The organism is Ruminococcus sporogenes (assembly GCF_054655175.1).
This window is the reverse complement of sequence record NZ_BAAHOA010000003.1, coordinates 259,482-282,294: the sequence shown is the minus strand read 5'-3', so window position 1 is coordinate 282,294 and position 22,813 is coordinate 259,482. Positions and strand designations below refer to the sequence as shown.

The 22,813-nt window shown below is 38.7% G+C and carries 20 protein-coding genes; 10 read left to right on the top strand and 10 right to left on the bottom strand.

Annotated features, from left to right (window positions below; genetic code table 11):
- The first annotated feature begins 4 nt into the window (after window positions 1–4).
- From ACYQ0N_RS11540 to ACYQ0N_RS11530, 3 genes are all read left to right on the top strand, one after another.
- Complete coding sequence (locus ACYQ0N_RS11540) at window positions 5–2,521, top strand: ABC transporter permease (RefSeq protein WP_460162745.1); 2,517 nt, start codon at window positions 5–7, stop codon at window positions 2,519–2,521.
- A gap of 65 nt (window positions 2,522–2,586) precedes the next feature.
- Complete coding sequence (locus ACYQ0N_RS11535) at window positions 2,587–3,261, top strand: response regulator transcription factor (protein ID WP_177531686.1); 675 nt, start codon at window positions 2,587–2,589, stop codon at window positions 3,259–3,261.
- 1 nt (window position 3,262) lies between these two features.
- Complete coding sequence (locus tag ACYQ0N_RS11530; protein ID WP_177531685.1) at window positions 3,263–4,282, top strand: sensor histidine kinase; 1,020 nt, start codon at window positions 3,263–3,265, stop codon at window positions 4,280–4,282.
- Between the two features lie 222 nt (window positions 4,283–4,504).
- Here ACYQ0N_RS11530 and ACYQ0N_RS11525 read toward each other — a convergent pair whose 3' ends face one another.
- The 4 genes from ACYQ0N_RS11525 to ACYQ0N_RS11510 all read right to left on the bottom strand — a co-directional run bounded on the left by ACYQ0N_RS11525 (window position 4,505) and on the right by ACYQ0N_RS11510 (window position 8,626).
- Entirely contained in the window at window positions 4,505–5,677 is a 1,173-nt protein-coding gene (locus tag ACYQ0N_RS11525) for an MFS transporter (RefSeq protein WP_460162744.1), read from the bottom strand.
- Window positions 5,678–5,813: 136 nt separating this feature from the next.
- Complete coding sequence (locus ACYQ0N_RS11520) at window positions 5,814–6,326, bottom strand: GNAT family N-acetyltransferase (RefSeq protein WP_460162743.1); 513 nt, start codon at window positions 6,324–6,326, stop codon at window positions 5,814–5,816.
- Window positions 6,327–6,575: 249 nt separating this feature from the next.
- Window positions 6,576–7,040: a VOC family protein gene (locus ACYQ0N_RS11515; RefSeq protein WP_177531682.1), complete on the bottom strand. Its 465-nt coding sequence runs from the start codon at window positions 7,038–7,040 to the stop codon at window positions 6,576–6,578.
- A gap of 551 nt (window positions 7,041–7,591) precedes the next feature.
- The gene (locus ACYQ0N_RS11510; RefSeq protein ID WP_460162742.1) at window positions 7,592–8,626 is read right to left on the bottom strand and encodes a M15 family metallopeptidase; all 1,035 of its coding nucleotides are present in this window, start codon (window positions 8,624–8,626) and stop codon (window positions 7,592–7,594) included.
- 290 nt (window positions 8,627–8,916) lie between these two features.
- On the opposite strand from ACYQ0N_RS11510, the gene mscL reads away from it, so the two are divergent.
- Window positions 8,917–9,423: a large-conductance mechanosensitive channel protein MscL gene (mscL, locus tag ACYQ0N_RS11505; protein ID WP_460162741.1), complete on the top strand. Its 507-nt coding sequence runs from the start codon at window positions 8,917–8,919 to the stop codon at window positions 9,421–9,423.
- A gap of 40 nt (window positions 9,424–9,463) precedes the next feature.
- Here the strand turns inward: mscL and ACYQ0N_RS11500 are convergent, their stop codons facing one another.
- The gene (locus ACYQ0N_RS11500; RefSeq protein WP_177531680.1) at window positions 9,464–10,663 is read right to left on the bottom strand and encodes an acetate/propionate family kinase; all 1,200 of its coding nucleotides are present in this window, start codon (window positions 10,661–10,663) and stop codon (window positions 9,464–9,466) included.
- 191 nt (window positions 10,664–10,854) lie between these two features.
- Between ACYQ0N_RS11500 and ACYQ0N_RS11495 the strand changes: the two genes are divergently transcribed.
- The 6 genes from ACYQ0N_RS11495 (at window position 10,855) to ACYQ0N_RS11470 (ending at window position 16,130) form a co-directional block, all read left to right on the top strand.
- On the top strand, window positions 10,855–12,045 hold the full coding sequence (locus ACYQ0N_RS11495) for a tRNA(Met) cytidine acetate ligase (protein WP_460162740.1): 1,191 nt from the start codon (window positions 10,855–10,857) through the stop codon (window positions 12,043–12,045).
- Entirely contained in the window at window positions 12,035–12,697 is a 663-nt protein-coding gene (locus ACYQ0N_RS11490) for an HAD family hydrolase (RefSeq protein WP_177531678.1), read from the top strand. The genes ACYQ0N_RS11495 and ACYQ0N_RS11490 overlap by 11 nt, the downstream gene beginning before the upstream one ends.
- Window positions 12,698–13,765 carry a tRNA 2-thiouridine(34) synthase MnmA gene (mnmA, locus tag ACYQ0N_RS11485; protein WP_177531677.1) on the top strand — a complete coding sequence of 356 codons (1,068 nt, stop codon included), beginning with the start codon at window positions 12,698–12,700 and terminating at the stop codon, window positions 13,763–13,765.
- Window positions 13,766–13,880: 115 nt separating this feature from the next.
- Window positions 13,881–14,573 (top strand): hypothetical protein, encoded by a 693-nt coding sequence (locus ACYQ0N_RS11480; RefSeq protein ID WP_177531676.1) that lies wholly within the window; start codon window positions 13,881–13,883, stop codon window positions 14,571–14,573.
- Window positions 14,574–14,576: 3 nt separating this feature from the next.
- Window positions 14,577–15,218, top strand: a complete 642-nt coding sequence (locus ACYQ0N_RS11475) for a class D sortase (RefSeq protein WP_177531675.1) — start codon at window positions 14,577–14,579, stop codon at window positions 15,216–15,218.
- A gap of 21 nt (window positions 15,219–15,239) precedes the next feature.
- A complete protein-coding gene (locus tag ACYQ0N_RS11470) occupies window positions 15,240–16,130 on the top strand; it encodes a hypothetical protein (RefSeq protein ID WP_460162739.1) in 891 nt (296 codons plus the stop codon).
- 1 nt (window position 16,131) lies between these two features.
- Here ACYQ0N_RS11470 and ACYQ0N_RS11465 read toward each other — a convergent pair whose 3' ends face one another.
- Genes ACYQ0N_RS11465 through ACYQ0N_RS11445 form a run of 5 tightly spaced genes read right to left on the bottom strand, consistent with a single transcriptional unit; the run spans window position 16,132 to window position 22,792 of the window.
- Window positions 16,132–17,349: a hypothetical protein gene (locus ACYQ0N_RS11465; RefSeq protein ID WP_460162738.1), complete on the bottom strand. Its 1,218-nt coding sequence runs from the start codon at window positions 17,347–17,349 to the stop codon at window positions 16,132–16,134.
- Entirely contained in the window at window positions 17,346–18,380 is a 1,035-nt protein-coding gene (locus ACYQ0N_RS11460) for a DUF58 domain-containing protein (protein WP_177531672.1), read from the bottom strand. The genes ACYQ0N_RS11465 and ACYQ0N_RS11460 overlap by 4 nt, the downstream gene beginning before the upstream one ends.
- The gene (locus ACYQ0N_RS11455) at window positions 18,368–19,315 is read right to left on the bottom strand and encodes an AAA family ATPase (RefSeq protein WP_177531671.1); all 948 of its coding nucleotides are present in this window, start codon (window positions 19,313–19,315) and stop codon (window positions 18,368–18,370) included. Before ACYQ0N_RS11455 ends, ACYQ0N_RS11460 begins: the two co-directional genes overlap by 13 nt.
- 11 nt (window positions 19,316–19,326) lie before the next feature.
- On the bottom strand, window positions 19,327–21,072 hold the full coding sequence (locus ACYQ0N_RS11450; protein WP_460162737.1) for an ABC transporter ATP-binding protein: 1,746 nt from the start codon (window positions 21,070–21,072) through the stop codon (window positions 19,327–19,329).
- Window positions 21,073–21,082: 10 nt separating this feature from the next.
- The gene (locus tag ACYQ0N_RS11445) at window positions 21,083–22,792 is read right to left on the bottom strand and encodes an ABC transporter ATP-binding protein (RefSeq protein WP_460162736.1); all 1,710 of its coding nucleotides are present in this window, start codon (window positions 22,790–22,792) and stop codon (window positions 21,083–21,085) included.
- Between the last annotated feature and the right edge of the window lie 21 nt (window positions 22,793–22,813).

The following is a 22,813-nucleotide window of genomic DNA, read 5'->3' as shown; positions in this document are numbered from 1 at the left end:
AAAAATGCTTAAAAACAATAATCAGGAAGCTGTAAAACGCATTAGCCGTCGTTCGTTAAAGCAAAACCGGATTCGCAATATGTTTGCGGTATTAGCCATTATACTTACTACCTTCATGTTTACAACGGTATTCAGTATAGGCTTCAGTCTTGGAAAAAACATGAATATAATGATGCTGAGAGAGCAGGGTACAAAATCAACTATTTATCTTGACAACCCTACAGAGGATCAAATTTTAAAGGCTGGAGAATGCATACACCTGAACGCAGCCGGTATAAAAATCAATACGGGAACAGCGCAAAGCAAAAAGAATTCTGAAACGGTAATAGCGCTGGATTATTATAATAAAACTGAATTCGATGAAAATTTCTCGCCGGCCGTCAGTGATATTAAGGGATCCTATCCTTCCGGAGAAAGTGAAATTATGCTTTCAAGAGCTGCTCTGGACGCATTAGATTTAAAAAAACCGGAGATAGGTATGGATATAGCGGTAACTGTCGGAGGAAATGAAAAAGTCTTCAGCCTGTCCGGCTATTTTACAGATTACAGCTTTACGGCCGGAGGATTTCAGGGATTCGTCTCCAAAGCTTATACAGATAGTCTGGGATTGACGGTCAAAGATAACGGAACTTTATCAATGTCGTCTAAAACCGGTTCACAGGCAAAATTACTGGACGAGCTTTCGGAAAAGCTTACTCTTGAAAAAGGTCAGGAAATAATAAGCAGTTATGATGTTCAGGATGAAAACGGATCGAATTTCATAGTTATGGCCGTAATTATAGGTATGATAGGCTTGATTATTATACTCAGCGGTTATCTGCTTATCTATAACGTTATGTATATATCGGTAACAAAGGATATACGCTTTTACGGCATGCTTAAAACTATCGGTACTTCTCCTAAACAAATAAGGAAAATTGTTAAAAATCAGGCTTTGAGGTTATCTGTTTTCGGTATTCCTATAGGAATAGCGCTGGGTACGGTCATTTCATTTGCTGTAGTGCCTTATGCACTGGAAATGTTTGGCAGCGGCAGAAGCGGGGCTATGCCTACAGACATAAGCTTTAATCCGTTTATATATATCGGTACTGTTTTATTCGGTATAATAACCGTTGCCTTAAGCTGTCGAAAGCCTTCAAGACTGGCCGGCAGAGTTTCTCCGGTAGAAGCCTTGAAATATAACGGTCAGAATTCGGAAAAAATCAAGCCGAAAAAATCAACAGACGGCGGCAAGCTTTATAAAATGGCATATAGGAACGTATTTAGGGAAAAGAAAAGAGCCTCGCTTGTATTTGCTTCTCTTTTTATGGGAACGATGGCGTTTCTTTCCACTAATGCTTTTATCGGCAGCATGAAGCTTGAGAATTACGTTAATTTTTATCTTCCTAACGATTATACTGTATATACTAACTCAGGCGGCAGCGAAAACAGCGATGAACAGGAAAAAATCTTTGTTGAAGCCGCGAATAAGCTTGCGGAAGATATAAGAAGGATAGACGGAGTGGAAAGGGTAATGGTAAACCATTCTGTTGACGCAAATATAAAGTTTGACGAAGAATTATTTATGCCGTTCATTGAAAATACTGCCGAGGATAAGAACGAGATTCAGGATATGATTTCGTATTATAATGAAAACCCGTATGCTGCGCCTGTTATTGCGGTTGACCGGAATATGATGGAGCTATATAATAAAAAGGCTTCTCAGAAAATTGATATCGACCGTTTTGAAAAGGGGGAGATTTGTTTTCTGGGTTATGTAAAAACAAAGGAACAGGCAGACCGGGTTAAAGGGAAAAGCATTACATTGACTGACACGAAAAGCAACAAATCAATATCTTTAGAAGTTGGATCATGCCCGCTTTATAATGAGGATTATGGTATAAATATAGGATATTATTGGCAGATGGGAGGAGCGCCGGCATGCATTTTGGTAAGCGACAGCGCTATCGAAAGGCTTTCAGACAATCTGTCGGTGGATAATATAATTGCCGACTGTGATCCTAAGGCTGAAAGCTATGTGACTTTGAGGATAAAAGAACTTACCAAAACTAATCCTTCCGTTCTGCACCTTGATGTTAAATCTGAAATGATATCGGATTTTAAATCGTCCATGACGTCTATGAACGTACTCACTGCGGGAATTTCAATTATACTTATACTGATCGGTGTTATAAACTTCATAAACGTTATGCTGACCGGAGTATTTACGAGAAGGCAGGAGCTTGCAGTTATGGAAAGCGTAGGTATGACAAAAAAGCAGATAAGGAAAATGCTTATGTTCGAGGGCGTTTATTACGGTACAATTACAATCGGCTTGATATTGACCTTAGGAAACGCTATAGTTTACGCTGTGGCAAGACTGGCTCAGAAAACTGCGGACTATGCTGTCTTTAATTATCCGTGGGAACTGATGATTGGAATTGCGGTAGTTATATTGGCAATATGCATGCTCGTTCCAGCCGCCGTTTACAGGACTCTTTCAAAGGAAAGCGTTACGGAACGTCTGAGAAGCGGCGAATAAAATTTAAAACTGCGCGCTTTACGGCGCGCAGTTTTTATGCTATAATCTATTTGAGGTGAAATTATATGCAAAGCATTCTTATAGTTGAGGACGACGTTATAATTTGCGGAGGAATTAAGGTTTATCTTGAAAATCATGGGTATGAGGCATTCTGCGTATATTCAGTATCAGAGGCTAAAGATAAACTCAATCGGAAATATGATTTAGTTGTTCTTGACGTTAATCTTCCGGACGGCAGCGGGCTTGAGCTTTGCGGCTATATCAGGAAAACCTCGGATATACCCGTTATCTTTCTTACTGCAAATGATACTGAGAATGATATGATAGAAGGCTTTAAATATGGATGCGACGATTATATTTCTAAGCCCTTTTCAGTGGAAATTTTAAATCAGCGTATAAAAGCAGTTTTAAGGCGCAGTCAAGGCAGTAAGCAAAACGATATTTTTTGCTATAAGAATTTGTCTGTAGATTTTTACAGGATGCAGGCGGCGCTGAATAACAGACCGATAAAGCTTTCCGTCACCGAATTTAAGCTGTTAGAGCTGCTGATAAAAAACAAGGGGCAGGTTCTTACACGAAATTCTATAATAGAAAAAATTTGGGACTGCAATGAAAATTTTGTAGATGAAAATACGCTTAATGTACATATCAGAAGATTAAGGCGGAAAATTGAGTCAGATCCTAAAAATCCGGAATATATTATAACGGTTTTCGGAATAGGCTATACATTCGGTGAATGAAATGGATAGAAGAAATTTTAACGGATGGATCAAGTTTATATTTGCATTTTCCTTGATCGTTTCTGCAATATGCTCTGCGCTTGTTTACGTTTATTCGGAAAGCTTTAAGGCTTTAATTTGCTCCTCAGCCGGAATGCTTTTATTATGCTTGGTTATTTTCTGTATTCATAGATTGGACGATAAATATATAGCCGGTATTGTTCATGATTTATCCAGACTTACGGATATTCTGACTGAATTAGAAGAAAAGGAGGTATTTCCGGACAACGAGGATACGTTAATTTCTAAATTGCAAAGCAAAATAATAAAGCTTGTCAGAATTTTAAAAAAGAAAAATGAAACGTCAATTCAGGAACAGGAAAATATTAAATCCCTGGTTTCTGATATATCTCATCAGCTTAAAACGCCCATTGCAAATCTAATTATGTACAGCGGTTTTTTAAAGGATAAATCGTTAAGTATGGAAAAGCATGATGAATATATTGAAATAATCCGCATGTCTGTGGATAGATTGAATTTTCTTTCTGAAAATATGATAAAAATTTCACGATTAGAAGGCGGCCTGATTCATTTAAACATTCGTAATCAAAGCCTGAATGAAACTGTAATGAAATCCGTTAAGGATATTTATGCAAGGGCAAAGAAAAATTGCAATGAAATTATTTACATGGAAGAAAAAGATATTATACTTCCCCATGACCGTAACTGGACAGCGGAGGCTGTTTTTAATCTTCTGGATAATGCGGTTAAATATTCGAGGCGTGGATCGGGGATTAATTTAACCGTAAAAAGCTATGGAATGTTTGCGTCTGTTGAGGTTACTGATAAAAATCCGCCTATTCCGGAAAACGAACGTAATAAAATATTTTCCAGATTTTATAGAGGAATGAACAGCAGAAATTTTGAGGGAATAGGAATAGGACTTTATCTTGCAAGGGAAATCACAGTTAAACAGGGAGGTTATATGAACTTGAAATCAGACAACAGCGGAAATACATTTTCTATTGTATTGTGCAAATAATATTAAGACAATTTTTTGTCTGCTTCGTCAGGCTTTTATACCCTGCTGATATATATTCAGCAGGGTTGTTTTTTAGCAATCTTATTTATTTATGCGAATACGGGGATGCTTTAACAATGGCTTTTATTTTCGACGGTATTTATGCTTTTCTTTAATAATAAATATGAGACTGAAGGCAAAAGCGCCGGCTTTTTGTCTTTTAATGAAACAGAGAACCGTGTGTTAAAGCTTCTCAATGCTATTTTCTTTTGCGGTGATTTTAAATGTCAGTTCAATCATACTTATCATTAAAATAACAAAAATTAAGATAAATATGGGAAGTATTGCAAAACTTATTAAATTGCCGAGAAGACCGAATAACGGAGGAATAAATGTTGAACCCACATAGGCGCTTGCCATTTGAATTCCGATAATTGCTCCGGAATTCTCCGCACCGAAATTATTCGGAGTTGAATGAATAATACAGGGATAAATCGGCGCGCAGCCTAATCCGATAATAATAAAGCCGGCGAGTGAAGCAAACGGGTTTTCTGTGGGAATCAGCAATGAAATAATTCCGCAGGATAAAATGAATGTACCGAGAATAATCATTTTTCTGTCGCCGAGCTTATTCATAAAAAATCCGCCGAGAAATCTGCCAACGGTTATACCTATATAAAAAAGAGAAGCAAACCGAGCCGCCTGTTCCGTGGCTATTCCTTTCACCTCTGCAAAATAGGTGCTTGACCAATACATTGCCGTTGCTTCTGCTGCACAATAGGCGAAAAATCCAATTAAAAGAAAAGGAACGCCTTTGATTTTCAGTGAGCCGATCAAGCCGATACCGCTTGCATTTACCTCGATTTTTTCAGTATTGATTTTCCAGGCAGGGAGCGTGGCCAGGAGAAGCAGACCGATACCGAACTGTATGAAAGCGACAATGCGGTATCCGTTGTTCCAGCTTGAGTTAGTTAATGCATAGCTCATAACAAAAGGGCTGACAATCGTTCCCACCCCCCAAAAGCAATGAAGCCAGCTCATATGTTTAGATGAATAATAGATAGCAACATAGTTATTGAGCGCCGCGTCTATAGCTCCTGCGCCGAGTCCATAAGGAATTGCAAACACAATGATCTTCCAGAATTGATTTGAAATGGAAAAACCGAAAAGAGCGATTGCCGTAAGAAAAACGCTTATTACAGTTACTATTCGTGTACCGAGCTTCCTTGTAAGCTTATCCGAAAATAAACTTGATATAATTGTTCCGCCTGATATTATCATGGAAACTATCCCCATAAAAGAAACAGGAACATTCAAGTCGTTATGTATTGCAGGCCATCCCGAACCAAGCAGAGAATCCGGAAGACCAAGACTTATAAAAGCGATGTAAATAAGCAATAGTAAAAGAGTGTACATTTCTATTTCTCCTATATATTTACAGATTTTAATTTACAGACGCGCCGGCTCTACAGTACCTTTAGTAGTCATAGCGTCTGTCTTGTCATTAGCTGAAGGCGGTATTAATACCTGAATTTGTAAAACCGACCTGTTTTCATTTATCGGTTTTTAAACGTGAATACATTAACATATCAATTGTTTTTCCGTTCTTTATTGCGTTGCTTCTCAATGTGCCTTCATATAGAAATCCCGCTTTTTCAAGTACGCGGCATGAAGCTTTATTATACGAAAACGGCTCTGCATATATACGGACAATGTTGCTTTTGTCAAAAATATACGAGCATATTTGTTTTACAGCTTCTGTCATAAGTCCTTTTCCCCAGTATTCCTCTGCAATGTAATATCCTATTTCAGCAGTATGTCTATGTATATTTTTCTGCCGAAAAGCTCCAATACTTCCGATGGCTTTGTTGTCTATCGTAATGGCAAAAGCTAAGGTTTCATTTTCATCTTCCGAAAGCATAGCGGAAATATAATCCGTCGCGTCCTGCTCCGTATAAGGGTATGGCAATCCGTCCCGAAGATTATCCTGTATTTTTTTATTTGATATAACCGAAGCTAAATCTTTTGCGTCTGACAATTTCCATTTTCTTATTTTACAATTCATCAATTTTTTCTGTACCTCCTATGTAACATAATGCTTTTTATCGTATAGACCATAATTATTTACATTTATGTACCATTTTTTGATAACGGCATTATTAGATTGATTTTATTTTTACGTCAATCCACATATAGATAAGTTTAATTCGATATCACTACTATTTTGCAATGCGTCTTAAATTTCTGAGTAATTTATTAACTTCACAGATTGTTTTATTTAATAACTGCTGTTAAACTGAATTCTTATTAAGGTTTAACCATTCAATAACTTTGACAAGTCCTCAACGGATACATCCATTTTTGCAGATACTTCTTCCATAGACATACCGGAATTCAGAAAACGCTGAATAACTATCTTCATATCCTCGCCGACCTCTATGATATGTCCGTCTAAGTCATAAAACCTAATGACACGCTGTCCCCAGCTATGCTGGACAACTTCTCCCAGATATTCAATGTCAGGATATTTTGCGAGTTTATCCAGAAATCCATCAAAATTCTGTTCCTCGAAAACAATTTCCGCATTGTTGGATTTCTTTAACAGCTTTTCCTTTGGTATATTTACAAGCCAGTCAAAATCCTGCTGTAATGCCAGACCGCAGGTAAAGGCAATATTCCTTCCGTAATCCTGAGCGACCTCTAATCCGAATAAATTTTCGTAAAACTTTCTTGCAGTCACAATGTCCGCAACCGATATAACTGTACATACATATTTCATATAAAGGCTCCTGTTTTTCTTGTATTTTATTTCTGAAACCAACGTCGGCAAACAGCCGTAAGTAATAACAGAAAACAACTGATTTCTGATGAGCTTTTGCGCGATATCAGCTTTTAGATCCTACTAAAATTATTATAATAGATTTGTATTTTTTAGTCAATGAAAAATTTATCTGATAATAAAATACTTATTTTATAAATGCAAGGAGCATTGGATTACAAAAAGCCGACATAAAAAAGGGCAACAAAAAAGTCCGTCAGATAAACGGACTTATCAATGAAAGACGAATTGGAGTTAAAATTGAGTTTTTCAATAACCTGTAAGAGCAGAAAAAGCGCATACTTGCCGACATTGAAATTTACTACAAGAAAGTCGAAGAACTTTCCAAAGGGATTTGGGAACGGCATATGGAGTAATTCAAAGGATTGATTACATCTGGAAATGTGGGAAAAATTTACCGCAGGCCACTACCGAATGGAACTTCTGATTGCAAACGGTGGGAAGCAAATATCCGCAATCGAAGAAAAAATGGCGGTCGGAGACAACCGCTTTTATGTACTGCTGTTTTCATCGCTTGCTATATTATTATTTGTCTCGGTTGGACTGTCCATATGAACTGTAATTATAAATCCATCGGTATTGTTTCCGGAAATATCATACTGATAATCTGACGGAACCGCTACCGAGGTCATAGAAGTTGAAGAATCTGCGGCGAAATAGTAAATTTCGTATTTTTTTCCGTCGGAATCATTTGTTTCCAGATGTTTTGAGTCGTAATCGTAGGTTTTCAATTCCTTTATATATTCCTCAAGGCACAGGTTATTCTGATGCATATAGGTCGCATGAGCTTGTCCTACATACCTGAAATGCCACGGACGGTATCCCTGACCGGTAAATTCCTCCTTGCCTTCGGGAAACCTCAGAATAAAACCGTATTTATAGCAATTTTCCTCAAACCATGCATAATCGCCGGTACCGTCAAAGTCAAGACCGTTTCCTTCATCGTCGATAACGTTAAGATCTATTGAATAACCGGTATGATAATCGCTGAATCCGGGTTTTGACGCTGTAGATTTATCTTCAGCGCTTTCATAAATATTTTTTTGCTCGGACACAGAACGATATCCGCTGTCAACCTGAATATCTTTATGACCTGTTTCCTTGTTAAATGCAGTCAGCATGCTGTTTAATGCTGAAGCGGCTTCAGTCCGTGCTTTAACGTTATTATCCAGAACGGAATAGCAGTCTGTATCGGCGTCGTTTCTTACTGTGAGTATACTTTTAAGTCCGTCGTCGTTTCCTTTATATTCGGTTTCGCTGTTTACGACAATTAAAGAGCCTTGAAATATTTTTTCATTATCTATCGCTTCAGAAACATAGATAGACTGATTATCCGGTTTATCTCCGTTGTTATCGGGGGCGCTTATCGTATCGTCGCCGCTTGTTTTTTGTCCGATATCCGAAAAATCATTTTTTATTGTTTTTATTGCGAAAATAGCTGCTGCTGCCAGTAGTAAAGCTAAAACTATATCGACGGATCTTTTTATTAAATAGAGCTTTTTTCCTTCCTGTTTTGTCACTCCCATTTTTATATATCCTTTCTAAAATTTATGAAATGCGGAATTTCAGCATAAAACATTTCAGCGAATTTTTATTAAGGCAATACCGCAGGCAAGCCGTTCGGAAATTATCATAATAGGCTTTTATCTAATTATAACATATTTGCTTGAAAAAGAAAATACCCGAAAGAAAGTTTTCAGTTATTCTTCACATACTCATTAGCGGATTCAATAATAATTCTTATAATTTGACATTTTTATTGAAATAAATACAAATATATGATATAATTTAAAAAAACATTCCGGGAGTTGTAATTATGCCGTTAAAAAAAGAAAAGCTGAAAAATGTTACGGAAGCCATAAAGAAAAAAAGCAGTATTATCGGAGAATTCAAGAAATTTATAGCAAGAGGCAACGTGCTTGATATGGCTGTCGGCGTCATTGTCGGCGGTGCGTTTACGTCGATAGTAAATTCGTTGGTAGACGATATGCTTATGCCTGTAATAGGTATGATTCTTGCGGGAATAAATTTTCGTGAGCTTGGAGTTACTATTCCGTGGGGCAACGAGCCTTATATAAATATAGGAAATTTTCTTCAGGCTGTTATTACCTTTATAATAACGGCTTTCTGTGTTTTTGTGATCGTTAAGGTCATAAATCGCTTTCATAAAAAGGAAATTCCTGAAAAGACTCCTGATAAACCTACCAAGGAGGAAGAACTTCTTGCAGAAATCCGCGATCTGCTGAAGCTTAAGGCATGTGAGGAGGCTTTATTAGACAAATCGGAAAATAAGACGGCTTATCCAGACGAGTCAGACGTATAATATAAAAAGACTTGATATTATATCAAGTCTTTTTTAGCGATTACTTTTTTATGAGAGCAAGGGTATCTCTCGCGATAAGAAGCTCTTCGTTAGTGGGAATTACCCATACGTCCACACGGGAATCCTCCGTAGAAAGCTTTGTAAGCGTTCCTCTTACGGTTTTATTCAGTTCATGATCTATTTTTATTCCCAGATAATCCATATCTGTGCATACGCCGCCTCTTACTTCCCATGAATTCTCTCCGATTCCGCCGGTGAAGATAACTGCGTCAAGGCCGTTCATAATTGCGGCATACGAGCCTATGAACTTTTTAATTTCATAGCGAAGCATGTCCGCTGTCAGCTTTGCTCTTTCGTCGCCTTCGTTGATAGCCGCGTAAATTTCCCTGTTATCCGATGAAACGTCGGATACTCCCAAGAAACCGCACTGCTTATTAAGATAATTGCTCATCTCGTCCGGTCCCATATTAAGCTTTTTCTCAAGGTATGTAACTGCGGAAGCGTCGATTGATCCGCATCTTGTACCCATTATAATACCGTCAAGAGGCGTGAATCCCATTGAAGTGTCAATGGATTTACCGTTTTCAATAGCGGTTATGGACGAGCCGTTACCGAGATGGCAGGAAACAATTTTCAGATCCTTAATGTCCTTATTCATTGCTTTTGCAAGAGCCATTGATACAAATCGGTGAGACGTACCGTGAAATCCGTACTTTCTTACATGATATTTTACATAGTCCTGATAGGCTATGCCGTACATATAAGCCTTTGGAGGCATTGTCTGATGAAATGCCGTATCGAAAACGACAGCCTGAGGAACGGATGGATCAAATACCTTTTTACATGCTCTCAGAGCAAGCGCATGAGCATGATTGTGAACGGGAGCTAATTCCGCAAGCTCGTCTATCTTGTCGATAACCTCGTCTGTAACAAGCGTTGTTTCACTGAAAACTTCGGCGCCCTGTACGACTCTATGACCTACCGCTGAAATTTCGGACATGCTTTTTATTACCGAGGCCTTGCTGTTTAAAAGAGTATCGGTAAGCTTTTCAAAGGCTTCCGTATGAGTAGGGAACGGGCAATCCTCGTCAAGTATTCTTCCGTCGAATGTTTTATGGGAGATATGACCGTCGATTCCGATTCTGTCACAATTTCCCTTTGCTATAACTTTTTCGTCATCCATATCTATAAGCTGATATTTTAATGATGAGCTTCCGGCATTTACAACTAAAATTAACATTAGTAAATACAACCTTTCTGAATTTTCTCATATACTATTATTATATAACTTATTTCGATAAATTGCAAGAGTTTTTATAATTTTATCAAGACGTTTCCGCAATGACTTATCGTATCTGCAAAATTATAAAAACAGTTGAAAAATAGCCTTATTTTTGCTATACTATAATATAAGAAAAAAGGAGGACCGCAATGAAGATAGCGGGAATAGTATGCGAATACAATCCAATGCATAACGGACATCTTTTTCATATAAACAGGACAAGGCAAAATGGCGCGACGCATATATTGGCTGTTATGAGCGGCAATTTCGTTCAGAGGGGCGAAACGGCTGTTATGGATAAATTCAGCCGAGCGTCATGCGCTTTAAAGGGCGGCGCGGATCTTGTGATTGAAATTCCGTCGGTTTATTCTCTTTCTTCGGCAGAATATTATGCCAGAGGCGCGGTTTCTATAATGAATTCGCTTGGCTGCGTTGAGGAAATATCATTCGGCAGCGAATGTGGAGATACAGCGCTGCTTTTACAGACTGCCGAAGCTGTTACGAGTATTTCTCCTACTGATCTGGAGGAAAGAATGCGAAAGGGAACGACATATCCTTCTGCGCTTACCGGTTTGCTGAAGGAAAAATACGGCAGTGAAATTGCGGATATTGTAGCTTCGCCGAATAACGTTCTTGCGGTTGAATATATAAAGGCAATAAGATTTTTAGGATCGTCCATTAAGCCTTTTACGGTATCGCGTATGGGCGCGCGGCACGATTCGTTTTCAGAAAAATCAAATATATCCAGCGCTTCTTTTATCAGGTACAAAATGATGGAGTCTGAGGACTTCAAAAATCTGGTTCCTGATTTTGTTTACCGTTCTTATATAGAAAATCTGGATTCAGGCAAAATTTCTGACATCGGAAATCTTGACCGTATATTATTATACAAACTCCGTATGATATCGGCTGCCGAGCTTAAAGAGGTTCCTGATGTCGGACAAGGTCTGGAATACCGGTTAAAGCAATATGACGCTGCCGCGTCGGTAAAGAAGCTTCTTGAACAGGTTAAAACAAAGCGTTATACCATGGCAAGGCTCAGACGCATACTTTTGAATATGATAATCGGCGTTAGGTCCGAGGATTTAAAGATACTTCCTCCTTATGCAAGAATTCTTGCAATGAATGAAAGAGGCAGGGAAATTCTTGCTGAATGCAGTAACAGTAAGATTCCGATTTCGACTTCTCCGGCTAAACTTGCGGCAGCCGGAAAGGAAGCAAAGCGTTTTATTTCTATTGAAGGGAAGGCCTCGGATATATACGGTCTTTCTCAGAAAAATGCCGGCTCAAGAGATGATGATTTCAGGGCGGCTGTAAGGATTGAAAAGAATGAAAATTAAAGGTTTGATTTTTGATTTGGACGGTACATTGCTTGATTCCATGCATTGCTGGGAAAATGTTGACCGGAGTTTTCTTATTGAAAACGGAATAAACCCTCCCGCCGGAATTTCTGATATAGTAAAGAAAATGACTATACAGGCTTCGGCGAATTATTTTAAAACACAGTTTTCACTCAGGCAGTCATGTGAGGATATAATAAACCGTATTGAGGAAATAGTCAGGGAGCAGTATTACAGCAGTATCCCTTTAAAAGAGGGCGTTTATGAAACGATAAACAAACTTAAATCCGTAGGCTACAGAATGTGTGTTGCAACGGCCACATATAACCGGCTTGCCAGTGCGGCGTTAAAAAGGTTGGGTATTATTGACTGTTTTGAATTTATTCTTACGTGTTCAGATGTGGGCGCAGGGAAAGACAGACCAGATATTTTTATAGAGGCGGCTAAGAAGATGGATTGTACCGAGAGCAACGCTCTTGTTGTGGAGGATTCTCTTCATTGTATCGAAACTGCGGCGGCAGCCGGATTCTATACTGCTGCCGTATATGATCGTTTTTCGGAAAACGAATGGGACAGGATCTGTTCTTCGGCCTGGAAAAATATAAGAAATATATCAGAAATAACTGAGATATTGGGAAAGGAAAACGTTTAAATGGCTAAGGTTATGGTTGGTATGAGCGGAGGAGTAGACAGCTCCGTAGCTGCAAAGCTTTTGATTGACAGCGGCTATGATGTAACCGGAGTTACGCTGAAGCTTTTTGACGGAGGCGATATATCGGAGGATTTCAGAACCTGCTGTTCGCTTTCCGACGTCGAGGACGCAAGAAGCGTTTGCTATAGGCTTGGCATAGATCATTTTGTTTTTAATTTTAAAGAGGCGTTCAGGAAAAAAGTGATAAATCAGTTTACAGAAAGCTATTTAAACGGGAAAACTCCTAATCCCTGCATAGAATGCAACAGACATATAAAGTTTGATAAGATGTTAAGGCGTGCCGAGGAATTGGGTTTTGACTATATTGCAACCGGACATTACGCTGAAAGAGTATACGATTATAAAACAAACAGATATATACTTAAACGGCCTAAGGATCGTTCAAAGGATCAGACCTATGTGCTTTACGGCTTAACTCAGTATCAGTTATCGAAGACTCTTTTTCCGCTTGGAGAATATGAGAAATCCGATATACGCCGCATTGCCGAAGCCGCGGGTTTGATTAATTCACGCAAGCCTGATAGTCAGGATATTTGTTTTGTTCCCGACGGAGATTACGCGTCCTTTATTAAGAAAAATACAGGAGCGGAAATTAAGGAGGGAAATTTCATAAGCGCCGACGGAGACGTCATCGGAAGGCATAAGGGGATAATTAATTATACTATAGGACAGCGCAGGGGGATAGGAATATCTATCGGAAAGCCCGCCTATGTAACGGATAAGAATGCACTGGAAAATACTGTTACTATCGGAGATGAAAGCAATCTTTATAAATCAGAAATAACAGCCTACGACGTCAATCTGATATCTCTGGATTCAATTTCCGATGAAATGCGGGTTACGGCAAAGGTTAGGTACAGCAGGAATGAACAGGCTGCGGTTGTTATTCCGTCAGGAAACGGTGAAGTTCTCGTTAAATTTGACGAGCCTCAGAGAGCGCCGGCAAGCGGTCAGGCCGTGGTTTTTTATGACGGTGATGTTGTAATAGGCGGCGGAACTATCCGATAAAGGTAATATTTTCTTGCAAAATAGGCGTTTTTGACACTTGACAAAATATAATATAAATGGTAAAGTGATAATATGAAATATTTGAATATAGATAAAAGCTTTGGAGGTAATATAAATGAAAAAAAGTTTTAAAAGAGCAGTCGCGGCAGTATCCGCAGTTTCCGTTATAGCATTCGGAGGTTTGTCCGCTTCGGCGGCTACTAAGGAAGACGTTATAGCTGCGGCAAGATCGGCAGGCTTTCTGGAGGTTTATGTTCAGCAGCTTAGTAATTTCCTTGCGTCTAATAATTTCAGTTCCGATCAATATGATATTATGATAGGAGCATTGGGAAATATTGAAAGCTACGGAGATGAAATCGCGCTTCAATATTTCGGTAAAACTCTTGATGAAATGAGAGGTCAGGCCGAAGAGGAGGCTGATAAAAAGAACGAGTCAAATAAGGGAGATAATAAATTTGACGTTCCGGCAAGCGATAGCTGGGCGGCGCAGGTAGTGGATAAGATGACAAACGACCAGCTTATCAAATCTCTTAATGAAATTGTAAATACCGGCAAGCAGCTTGGTCTTGATATAACAGTTGAGCAGAACGGAGATAAGAACTTTATCATGACTGTAAAGGACAGTAAAGGTAATGTTCAGCTTGTAACTCCGATTGGCAAGGTAGTGGCGACGACAGGCGCAGAAGCTGAGGTAGACGAATCTGACTTAGGCTTTGAAAGCGTGGCGGCGCTGTGTGCTTCTGTATTGGCTGCCGGAGGTATCGGAGCATGGCTTTTGGGAAGAAAAAATAGAAAAGCCGGAGAGTAGTTTATGTCAAAGAAAAAAAAATCAAATAAAACAGTTTTATTCCTGACGCCTGTTTCAGTTTTTGCAGTTTGCGCTGCTTTGATTGCGGGAGCAGGGTATGTACCGTTTACAAAGGTTATGAATGCCTCGAACGTTATATTTTCCGCCAGCGTTCCTAAAGAGGAAATCGGAAAGATAAAATATGATACGAAAGAGGTTGAAGACGTTTTGGACGACGGCAGTAAAATAATATATCCGTCATTCGGAGCGCAGTATGCGGAAATCAAGATAGATTCCATTAATTTGGACGCCCCTGTCTACTGGGGCGATACTGAAGAGCTTCTTCAGCAGGGCGTTTGTCAGTATACAGGCTCAGTTTATCTGGGAATGAAGGGAAACGTTGTGCTCGCGGCTCATTGTAATACTTTCTTTTATCATTTGGGTGAGATGAAGGTCGGAGATACTGTCGTGATAACAACGTCATACGGAGAATTTACCTATCGTATGGCAGAACAGGTTCTGTTTAAAGAAACTGACAACGGCTATGTCTCTCCTACGGAGGACGATCGTCTTACGCTTTATACCTGTTATGGCAACCTTTTGGGTCCTACAGAGGACAGACTGGCCGTTATATGCGAGCTTGTTGAAAAGAAATTTTATGAATAACGGAAGGACTCATCGGAATAAATGAAGAAGATTAATCACTATTTTCCTAATCTTATATTATCAGTGATATTTGTTTTTTCGTTCATCGGCTTATCGTTGACCACAGAAGCGAAGGATAAGCTTTTATCCTCTTCCTTTTACATATCTTCGGCTGAAAAGCATGATATTTATCTGAGGGTAACTAATCATGCCGATGACTATTTTACTAAAAGCTACGCTGTCTCAGGTATTCCTGCTGAGGTTTATATGGACGGGCTTGACGATAAAACGATTAAAGATGCTGTAGACGGAAAAATCGAAAATTTCTTTGATTATGTAAGCGGGAAATCGTCGAAAATAGAAGAAACAGAAATTGATTTCAGCGTACTGGAAAAAAATCTAACTGATTATTTCAGCGAATTTGCGGAAGAAAATAATGTTGAAGTAAACGAAGACTTTACCAAGCAGCTTGATAAGACCATTGAAACAGCCGAAAGCGAAATAGATTCCTTTACTAACATATATATGATGGATTATATGGAAAAGGCGGGTATACCGCAGACGTTAAGAAAGGTTTATCCGATAATTGCAGCGGCGCCTTTTGTTTTTATGGGCGTTTTGCTGGTCGGCTTAGTAATCTTGATACTACTTAACAGAAAGAATTTAAGATTCGTATTTTATTGGATTTCAACTTCGGGAATTTGCGCGTCGGTAATTATTCTCATACCGTGTATAATTTTAAAATACAGCGACTATTTCAGCCGTCTTGTTATGCGCAATGATTATATTTATTATGCTGTGACAGGGCTTTTAAACGATTTTAACGTTAATATAATTAAAATTCAGTCTGCGGCTCTCGGCGTTTTCGTTGCTTTAATGCTGGTTTATATATTCAGCTCTATAATTAATAATAAAAAAGAAATCTCTGATTAATTCAGGGATTTCTTTTTTTATATATTTTTTTATATAATGCCGAAATTATGTCGTCAAAGCTATTTTGCGCCGACTTATCAGGCAATTCGTCGTTGTATTTATAAATTGAATAATGGCTTTCGATTTTTTTCCATAATCCGAGAAATTCTTCTGGAACCTTTTTTTCTATATCCGACAATGTTTCGCTGCTTTTGATTTCTATACCGTAAAGCCTCAGACCGTTTACTGCAAGCTCAAAACCGGTTTTAAGCTTACTATCAGACCATTCTATTTTTTTATATCTATGGTAATTTTTTCTCCATTTTTTATAGTTTGAATTATAAATTACTGAAATATTCTCATTCTTTTCAAGAGGAACAGTAATTTCTGTATATTCATTATTTTCAGCTATCAAACTTGGTTTATTAAAATTAAAACGCTTCGGGTAATTGCTGATAAAAGATAAAATTTCATGCCTGAAATTAATTATAAAAAGCAAGACTATTAATAAAATTAATGCAATAAAGATATATTTAATATAAAAATTTTGCTCAGTATTTATTGTTTCAGTAATAGCTGTGTATTCGGTATTGCTTTCGAGAGTTTCTGAAATTGGATTTTCGGTTTGATTATTATTAAGTAATTTTCTTAAACCTGATTTTATTGATTTAGTAATAAAATCTGAAACCGGAACAGACATAAGAGTTACCAGTAATAATGCTGTAATAGGAATTGCCGATATTTTCAGATTTATAAAATATTTTTTTGATAATCTTTCCTGAGAACGCAGATATTTTGTAAATCCGAAGGTTATGACATAAGTAAAAAAGCATATTAACGGTAAAAAGGAATTATCCAGCAAAAAGCATATAATTATATTGACAAACGCTGAGATTGCAAACATATAAACACTTTGAATAGTCGTTTTTTTATTATAAGACGTAAGCATACATATGATAAGAATTAATACTGCAATAGTTGTTCGGTAAAAGAGATTTATTCTGATATTTAGCAAAAATGAAATTAGGGCGGCGGTAACGGCATAAGCATAGTGTAAAAAATTTCGGTGCGGATTTATAAAAAGTGAAGCGGCCGACACAGTAATTATAAGACATAACGCTTGCAATAAAATTATATCGGTTCTAAGATCGGCGATTTGGCAGATAAGCGCAAAAATCGGAAGAAAGGAAATCTGTAGGGCGGCTGCATGAATGAAATCAATCGCTTTTGATAATCTCATAGCTTTCGTCTCCTTTCGTCTGCATAAATCACGTTTGCGTGTTTTATATTTTTTGCTTTTCCTGTGTAAATTACGGTCATATAGTCTGATGTAACATTATTTATGTCGGCTGTTATCAGAATAGAATTATCGTCCGGAATTACAGGTATATCGCTTATCGGAGCGGATTTGTCGACGTCAACTTCAGCCAGAGCGTAAAGAAGGCGATTTAGATTATTTTTTCTTTTATGCTGATATATATGAAAGGGCGGATTAGAAGCTATTAAAAGCTCGGTTTTTATGCCGAATTTATTTAGCTGTTCTATTAAAAAACGGCATATTCTTATATTATGCTCTGCGGTAACGGTACAGCAATTTAGATCAAGAAAAACCTTAGCCGCACTATCAGAAGAGCTTTCATAATTGTTGACCATAAGACGGCATTTTTTTGCTGAGGCGTTATGATTAATAAACTTAAGCGGTTCGGCGCCGGTATATTCTCTTATACCGGAGGGAAAGAATGGATCGGTAAAAGGCGTATTGCCAAATTGAATTTCTCCTGTTCGCTGTCTGCTCATAATTCTGAAAACATCAAAAGGAATTGCCGAGGGGAAAACAGTTATTTTAGGAAGTTCAAATTCCGGTTTTAAGGAATAGAATTCCGAACCGAATATATCCGACGTTACAAGAACGATATTATTAACGCTGAAAATACCTCGTTTTGTGCATTTTACTTTCCATATTCTTTTAACGCTGCTGTTTCCTTTAATATTAAATACGCTTGTTACAAAACGCGATTTATCGGTTACGGACGAATGAGTATCTGCAAATTCAAGCGTCGACGACACGGTAAGCTCCGATTTAAAGACAGGTAGAGGCAAATGCTTACGGTTTAAGATTTCCTCTGTAAATTCAATTTCGTCGCCCTCTACGGCTTCGCTTTTATTGAAATAGCATTTATAATCAAGGCTTTTAAAACAGTGTTTTCTGTAAATATTAAGCTGAATGTAAAAAATCATAAGACAGCCCAAAGCAGTTATTATAATTTCCATAAATTTTCACTGGGAACCTCTGTTTCGTAAATAATCTCACAGACAAGCTTTCTTTTGGACTTAAGATCTGATATATCGGGATTTTCCGGTATAATTCTGTGTGCTGTTACAGCCGGAAGCATTTTTATTACATCGTCCGGTATAACATAGCTTCTTCCTGAAATAGCCGCATAAGCCTTAGAAGCCTTTATAGCGTCAATGCAGCTTCTTGTGCTGATCCCAAGATAAAACCGGCTGTCTTTTCTGGTTTTACCGGCAATATTTAAAAGATAGTCTGCAATACAGTCTGCCGTATAAATCTTATCTGCTTCGGCAACGCATTTTCTGATTTCATCCTCATCTGCTATGGACTCGATCTCAGATTCCCTGTTTCTTCCTTTCTTTCCCGTTATTATTTGCTTTTCAAATTTCTTTTCAGGATAGCCGATCTCCATACTTATGAAAAATCTGTCGAGCTGAGCCTCCGGCAAGGGAAATGTTCCATACGATTCAAGAGGATTCTGAGTGGCTATTACCATAAAAGGAAAAGGAAGCGAATATGTTTTTCCGTCGGCAGTGACCTGCCTCTCCTCCATGCATTCGAGAAGTGCGGACTGTGTTCTGGGAGCGGCGCGATTAATTTCATCGGCAAGAAGAATACCCGTAAAAACAGGACCTTTTTTGAAACTGAAGCTTTCGTTTTTTTGACTGTAAAAATTGATTCCGGTAATATCTGACGGAAGAAGGTCGGGAGTAAACTGTATTCTTCCGAAGGGGCAGCCGACAGATCTTGCAGCCGCAGAAGCTAAGGCCGTCTTTCCCGTTCCGGGAATATCCTCAAGCAGTATATGCCCCCGGCAGAAAAGAGCTGCCGTCAGAATGTCAATAGCCTCGTCCTTCCCGCAGATGACCTGCTTTATATTTTCTTTTATTCTTTTAGCTGTTTCATATATCATGTTTTTTCCTTTCAGACAACTGAGAACTGGCTGCTGTAAAGCTCCGCATAGAAACCGTTCTGCTCCATAAGCTGCTTATGATTTCCCTGTTCAATAATATTTCCGTTTTTCATTACTAAAATAACGTCTGCATTTTTAATAGTAGAAAGTCTGTGTGCGATAATAAAGCTTGTTTTACCTTTCATAAGTTTTTCAAACGCTCTTTGAATACGCTGTTCGGTTCTTATATCTATGCTTGAAGTCGCTTCGTCGAGTATGAGTATAGGCGGATTAGTAAGCATGATCCTGGCAATTGAAATAAGCTGCTTCTGACCTTGAGAGAGTTCGCCGCCTTCTTCTGTAATATAAGTGTCATATCCTTCCGGAAGACGTTTTATAAAGCTATGAGCATGCGCGGCTTTTGCTGCCGCAATTATTTCATCTACAGATGCGTCTGATTTTCCATATGCTATATTTTCGGCTACTGTACCGGTAAAAAGCCACGTATCCTGAAGTACCATTCCGAATACAGAGCGAAGGCTGGATCTGGTTATATCTCTGGTATTTTTTCCGGAAACTGTTATAGCTCCGCCGTTTATATCATAAAACCTCAGCAGTAGATTGATAACTGTTGTTTTTCCACAGCCTGTCGGACCGACAATAGCTATTTTCTGACCGGGTTTGACCTTCAGGTTAAAGTCGGTTATAAGCTTTGTTTCAGTATTATAAGAGAAGCTTACATGCTCAAGCTCCAGTGAACCGTCGCAAACGGTAAGTTCTTCCTTACCTGCGTCAGTTGATTCCAAAGGCTCGTCAATAACGGAAAAAACTCTTTCTGCCGACGCAACGGCATTTTGAAGTTCTGCAATTACTCCGGAAATTTCATTGAACGGCTTTGTATACTGGTTGGAGTAGGAAAGAAAGCTTGTAAGCTGTCCGATTGAAATTTTACCGAAAAAGCTCAGCGCGCCGATTGCGCTTAATGCTCCGGCGGTTCCGACTGCGGCATATATAAGTCCGTTTACAAAGCGTGTCGTAGGATTTGTCATTGACGAGAAGAATACTGCTTTTACGCCGCTTTGAGCCATTTTATCGTTTATGTCCTTAAATCCTGCTTCTGCCCGTTTTTCGTATGAAAATGCTTTAACGATTTTTTGATTTCCTATCATTTCCTCAGCAAGTCCGTTTAATTCGCCGCGGTGCGTGGATTGCTCCGTAAAGGAATTCTTTGATAATCTTGTTATTTTTGCAGCCGTAAAAAGAGACAGCGGAGTAAGGATAACTACAAGCAGCGCTATTTTTATATTTATTGTCAGCATAAAGACAAGCGTTCCGAGGATTGTTATAATTCCGCTGAAAAGCTGTGTAAATCCTTGAAGAAGACCGTCAGATATTATTTCAATATCGTTAACTGCACGGCTTATGAGCTCACCTTTTGAACTTTTGTCTATGAATTTAAGCGGAACGCCGTTTAGCGTGTCAAAAAGCTCCGTCCTTATGTCCCGTATGGTATTATATGAAAGCTTGTTTGTTGCAAGCGCCGTAAGCCATTGAAAAAATGTGCTTACCAGAACTATGCCTGCCAGAACCGCTGCAAGCTTAGCAAGCTCTTTAAAGTCAACCTCATTCTCTCCGACAATAAAATCGACTCCTCTTCCAATCAGAATCGGTACAAAAAGAGAAAGAGATACCCCTAAGAGGGAGAAAATAACGGCGGCTAACAGATATTTTTTATAAGGCCTTACATAGCCTATAATACGTTTTAATGTTTTACCCATTTGAATCACCTCAGCTCATCTGTGAATTATAAATTTCTTTGTATTCCTCACAGCTTTCCAAAAGCTGTTCGTTAGTGCCAAGACCTATCTGCGCGCCGTCGTCAAGAACGAGTATGCTGTCGGCGTTTTTTAAGGTTGTTGCTCTCTGCGAGATCATTATTACGGCGGTATCCGACAAATGCTCTGACAACGCCTTTCTCAGCTTTAAATCAGTTGCGTAGTCAAGCGCGCTCATGCTGTCGTCAAGTATCACGATGGGGGGCGACCCCACAAGAGCTCTTGCAATTGTCAGCCTTTGACGCTGTCCGCCGGAAAAGTTTTTACCGCCCTGTGAAATATGGGTTTTGAGTCCTTCCGGAAGCTTACGCACAAATTCCCATGCCTGAGCTATTTTTAAGGCTTTAATTATTTCATCTTCTGTAGCGTCGGGATTTGACCAGCGCATATTTTCGGCGATAGTACCGGAAAACAACGCGGCCTTCTGAGGAACGATTCCGATGGATTTGCGAAGGAATTCAAGATTGTAGTCATAAATATCATTTCCGAAAATTTTAAGCTTTCCTCCGGTAACATTATAAAAATGGGGAATAAGGGATGCAAGCGTGGATTTTCCGGAACCTGTTCCGCCTATAATTCCAAGCGTTTCTCCCTTTTTTAATGAAAAGCTTATATTTTTTAGTGCAGGACCTCCCGCATCCGGATATGTGAACGTTAGGTCGCCGCATTCAACGGCCGGAGCGCCGAAGTCAAATTTTACTTTTGTTCCTCCTGTAACTGACGGTTGGGTTTCAAATACCTCGTTTATCCTTGAAGACGAGGAAGCAGCTTTTGTGAATATTACAATCAGGTTGGCTAAAACTACAAGAGCAAGAAGTATCTGCGTCATGTAATTTACAAACGCTGTAATTTGTCCCTGAGATAAATCGCCGATATTTACGCGTATACCTCCGAACCATAATATTGCCACTATGCTTAGATTCATAATCATAAATGTAACCGGATTTAGAATTGCTGAAATCTTTCCGACAACAATAGAATTAACGGCTAATTCGTTACTTGCTTCGTTGAATTCTTTTTTTTCCTTTTCCTGCTTTGAGAACGCGCGTATAACTCTTACGCCCTCCAGATTTTCCCTTGTTAAAAGAGAAATACGGTCAAGGTTTTTTTGTATTTTTTTATATAGAGGAACTGTTTTTCTCATGATAATATAAAGTACGGCGGTTATAATGGGTGCGGCTATAAGAAAAATCAGGGATAGCTTGAAATCAAGAATCATGGCCATGACTGCGGCGCCGATAATCAGAAACGGGGCGCGTACGGCAAGACGGATAAACATATTTACTCCGTTCTGAGCGAGATTAGTATCGTTTATCAGACGTGTTGTCAGAGACGACGTGCCGAATCTGTCGATTTCAGCGTGAGAAAGGCTGTTTATATGCTTATAAAGAGAGTTCCTGAGCTCTGTACCGAAACCATACGCACATTTGGCTGCAAAATACTGGCAAGTTAACGCAAAGCCCAGTCCGCCAATACCTAAAAGCGCTATTAAACCGCTCATTTTCCAAACATATACCGAGTCTCCGTTTTTTATTCCGGTATCTATAATATCCGCCATTACAAGTGGAACAATAAGCTCAAAAATAGCTTCAAGCAGCTTGAAAAATGGGCCTAATAACAGTTCCTTTTTATAGTTTTTAAGAAATCGTCTCAGTTTAAACATAAAAACAAGATTCTCCTTTTT

Bases quoted from the DNA above. Each gene is read 5' to 3' on its own strand.
- ACYQ0N_RS11540 (WP_460162745.1), top strand. From the start codon at position 5: ATGCTTAAAAACAATAATCAGGAAGCTGTAAAACGCATTAGCCGTCGT.
- ACYQ0N_RS11535 (WP_177531686.1), top strand. From the start codon at position 2,587: ATGCAAAGCATTCTTATAGTTGAGGACGACGTTATAATTTGCGGAGGA.
- ACYQ0N_RS11530 (WP_177531685.1), top strand. From the start codon at position 3,263: ATGGATAGAAGAAATTTTAACGGATGGATCAAGTTTATATTTGCATTT.
- ACYQ0N_RS11525 (WP_460162744.1), bottom strand. From the start codon at position 5,677: ATGTACACTCTTTTACTATTGCTTATTTACATCGCTTTTATAAGTCTT.
- ACYQ0N_RS11520 (WP_460162743.1), bottom strand. From the start codon at position 6,326: ATGAATTGTAAAATAAGAAAATGGAAATTGTCAGACGCAAAAGATTTA.
- ACYQ0N_RS11515 (WP_177531682.1), bottom strand. From the start codon at position 7,040: ATGAAATATGTATGTACAGTTATATCGGTTGCGGACATTGTGACTGCA.
- ACYQ0N_RS11510 (WP_460162742.1), bottom strand. From the start codon at position 8,626: ATGGGAGTGACAAAACAGGAAGGAAAAAAGCTCTATTTAATAAAAAGA.
- mscL (WP_460162741.1), top strand. From the start codon at position 8,917: ATGCCGTTAAAAAAAGAAAAGCTGAAAAATGTTACGGAAGCCATAAAG.
- ACYQ0N_RS11500 (WP_177531680.1), bottom strand. From the start codon at position 10,663: ATGTTAATTTTAGTTGTAAATGCCGGAAGCTCATCATTAAAATATCAG.
- ACYQ0N_RS11495 (WP_460162740.1), top strand. From the start codon at position 10,855: ATGAAGATAGCGGGAATAGTATGCGAATACAATCCAATGCATAACGGA.
- ACYQ0N_RS11490 (WP_177531678.1), top strand. From the start codon at position 12,035: ATGAAAATTAAAGGTTTGATTTTTGATTTGGACGGTACATTGCTTGAT.
- mnmA (WP_177531677.1), top strand. From the start codon at position 12,698: ATGGCTAAGGTTATGGTTGGTATGAGCGGAGGAGTAGACAGCTCCGTA.
- ACYQ0N_RS11480 (WP_177531676.1), top strand. From the start codon at position 13,881: ATGAAAAAAAGTTTTAAAAGAGCAGTCGCGGCAGTATCCGCAGTTTCC.
- ACYQ0N_RS11475 (WP_177531675.1), top strand. From the start codon at position 14,577: ATGTCAAAGAAAAAAAAATCAAATAAAACAGTTTTATTCCTGACGCCT.
- ACYQ0N_RS11470 (WP_460162739.1), top strand. From the start codon at position 15,240: ATGAAGAAGATTAATCACTATTTTCCTAATCTTATATTATCAGTGATA.
- ACYQ0N_RS11465 (WP_460162738.1), bottom strand. From the start codon at position 17,349: ATGAGATTATCAAAAGCGATTGATTTCATTCATGCAGCCGCCCTACAG.
- ACYQ0N_RS11460 (WP_177531672.1), bottom strand. From the start codon at position 18,380: ATGGAAATTATAATAACTGCTTTGGGCTGTCTTATGATTTTTTACATT.
- ACYQ0N_RS11455 (WP_177531671.1), bottom strand. From the start codon at position 19,315: ATGATATATGAAACAGCTAAAAGAATAAAAGAAAATATAAAGCAGGTC.
- ACYQ0N_RS11450 (WP_460162737.1), bottom strand. From the start codon at position 21,072: ATGGGTAAAACATTAAAACGTATTATAGGCTATGTAAGGCCTTATAAA.
- ACYQ0N_RS11445 (WP_460162736.1), bottom strand. From the start codon at position 22,792: ATGTTTAAACTGAGACGATTTCTTAAAAACTATAAAAAGGAACTGTTA.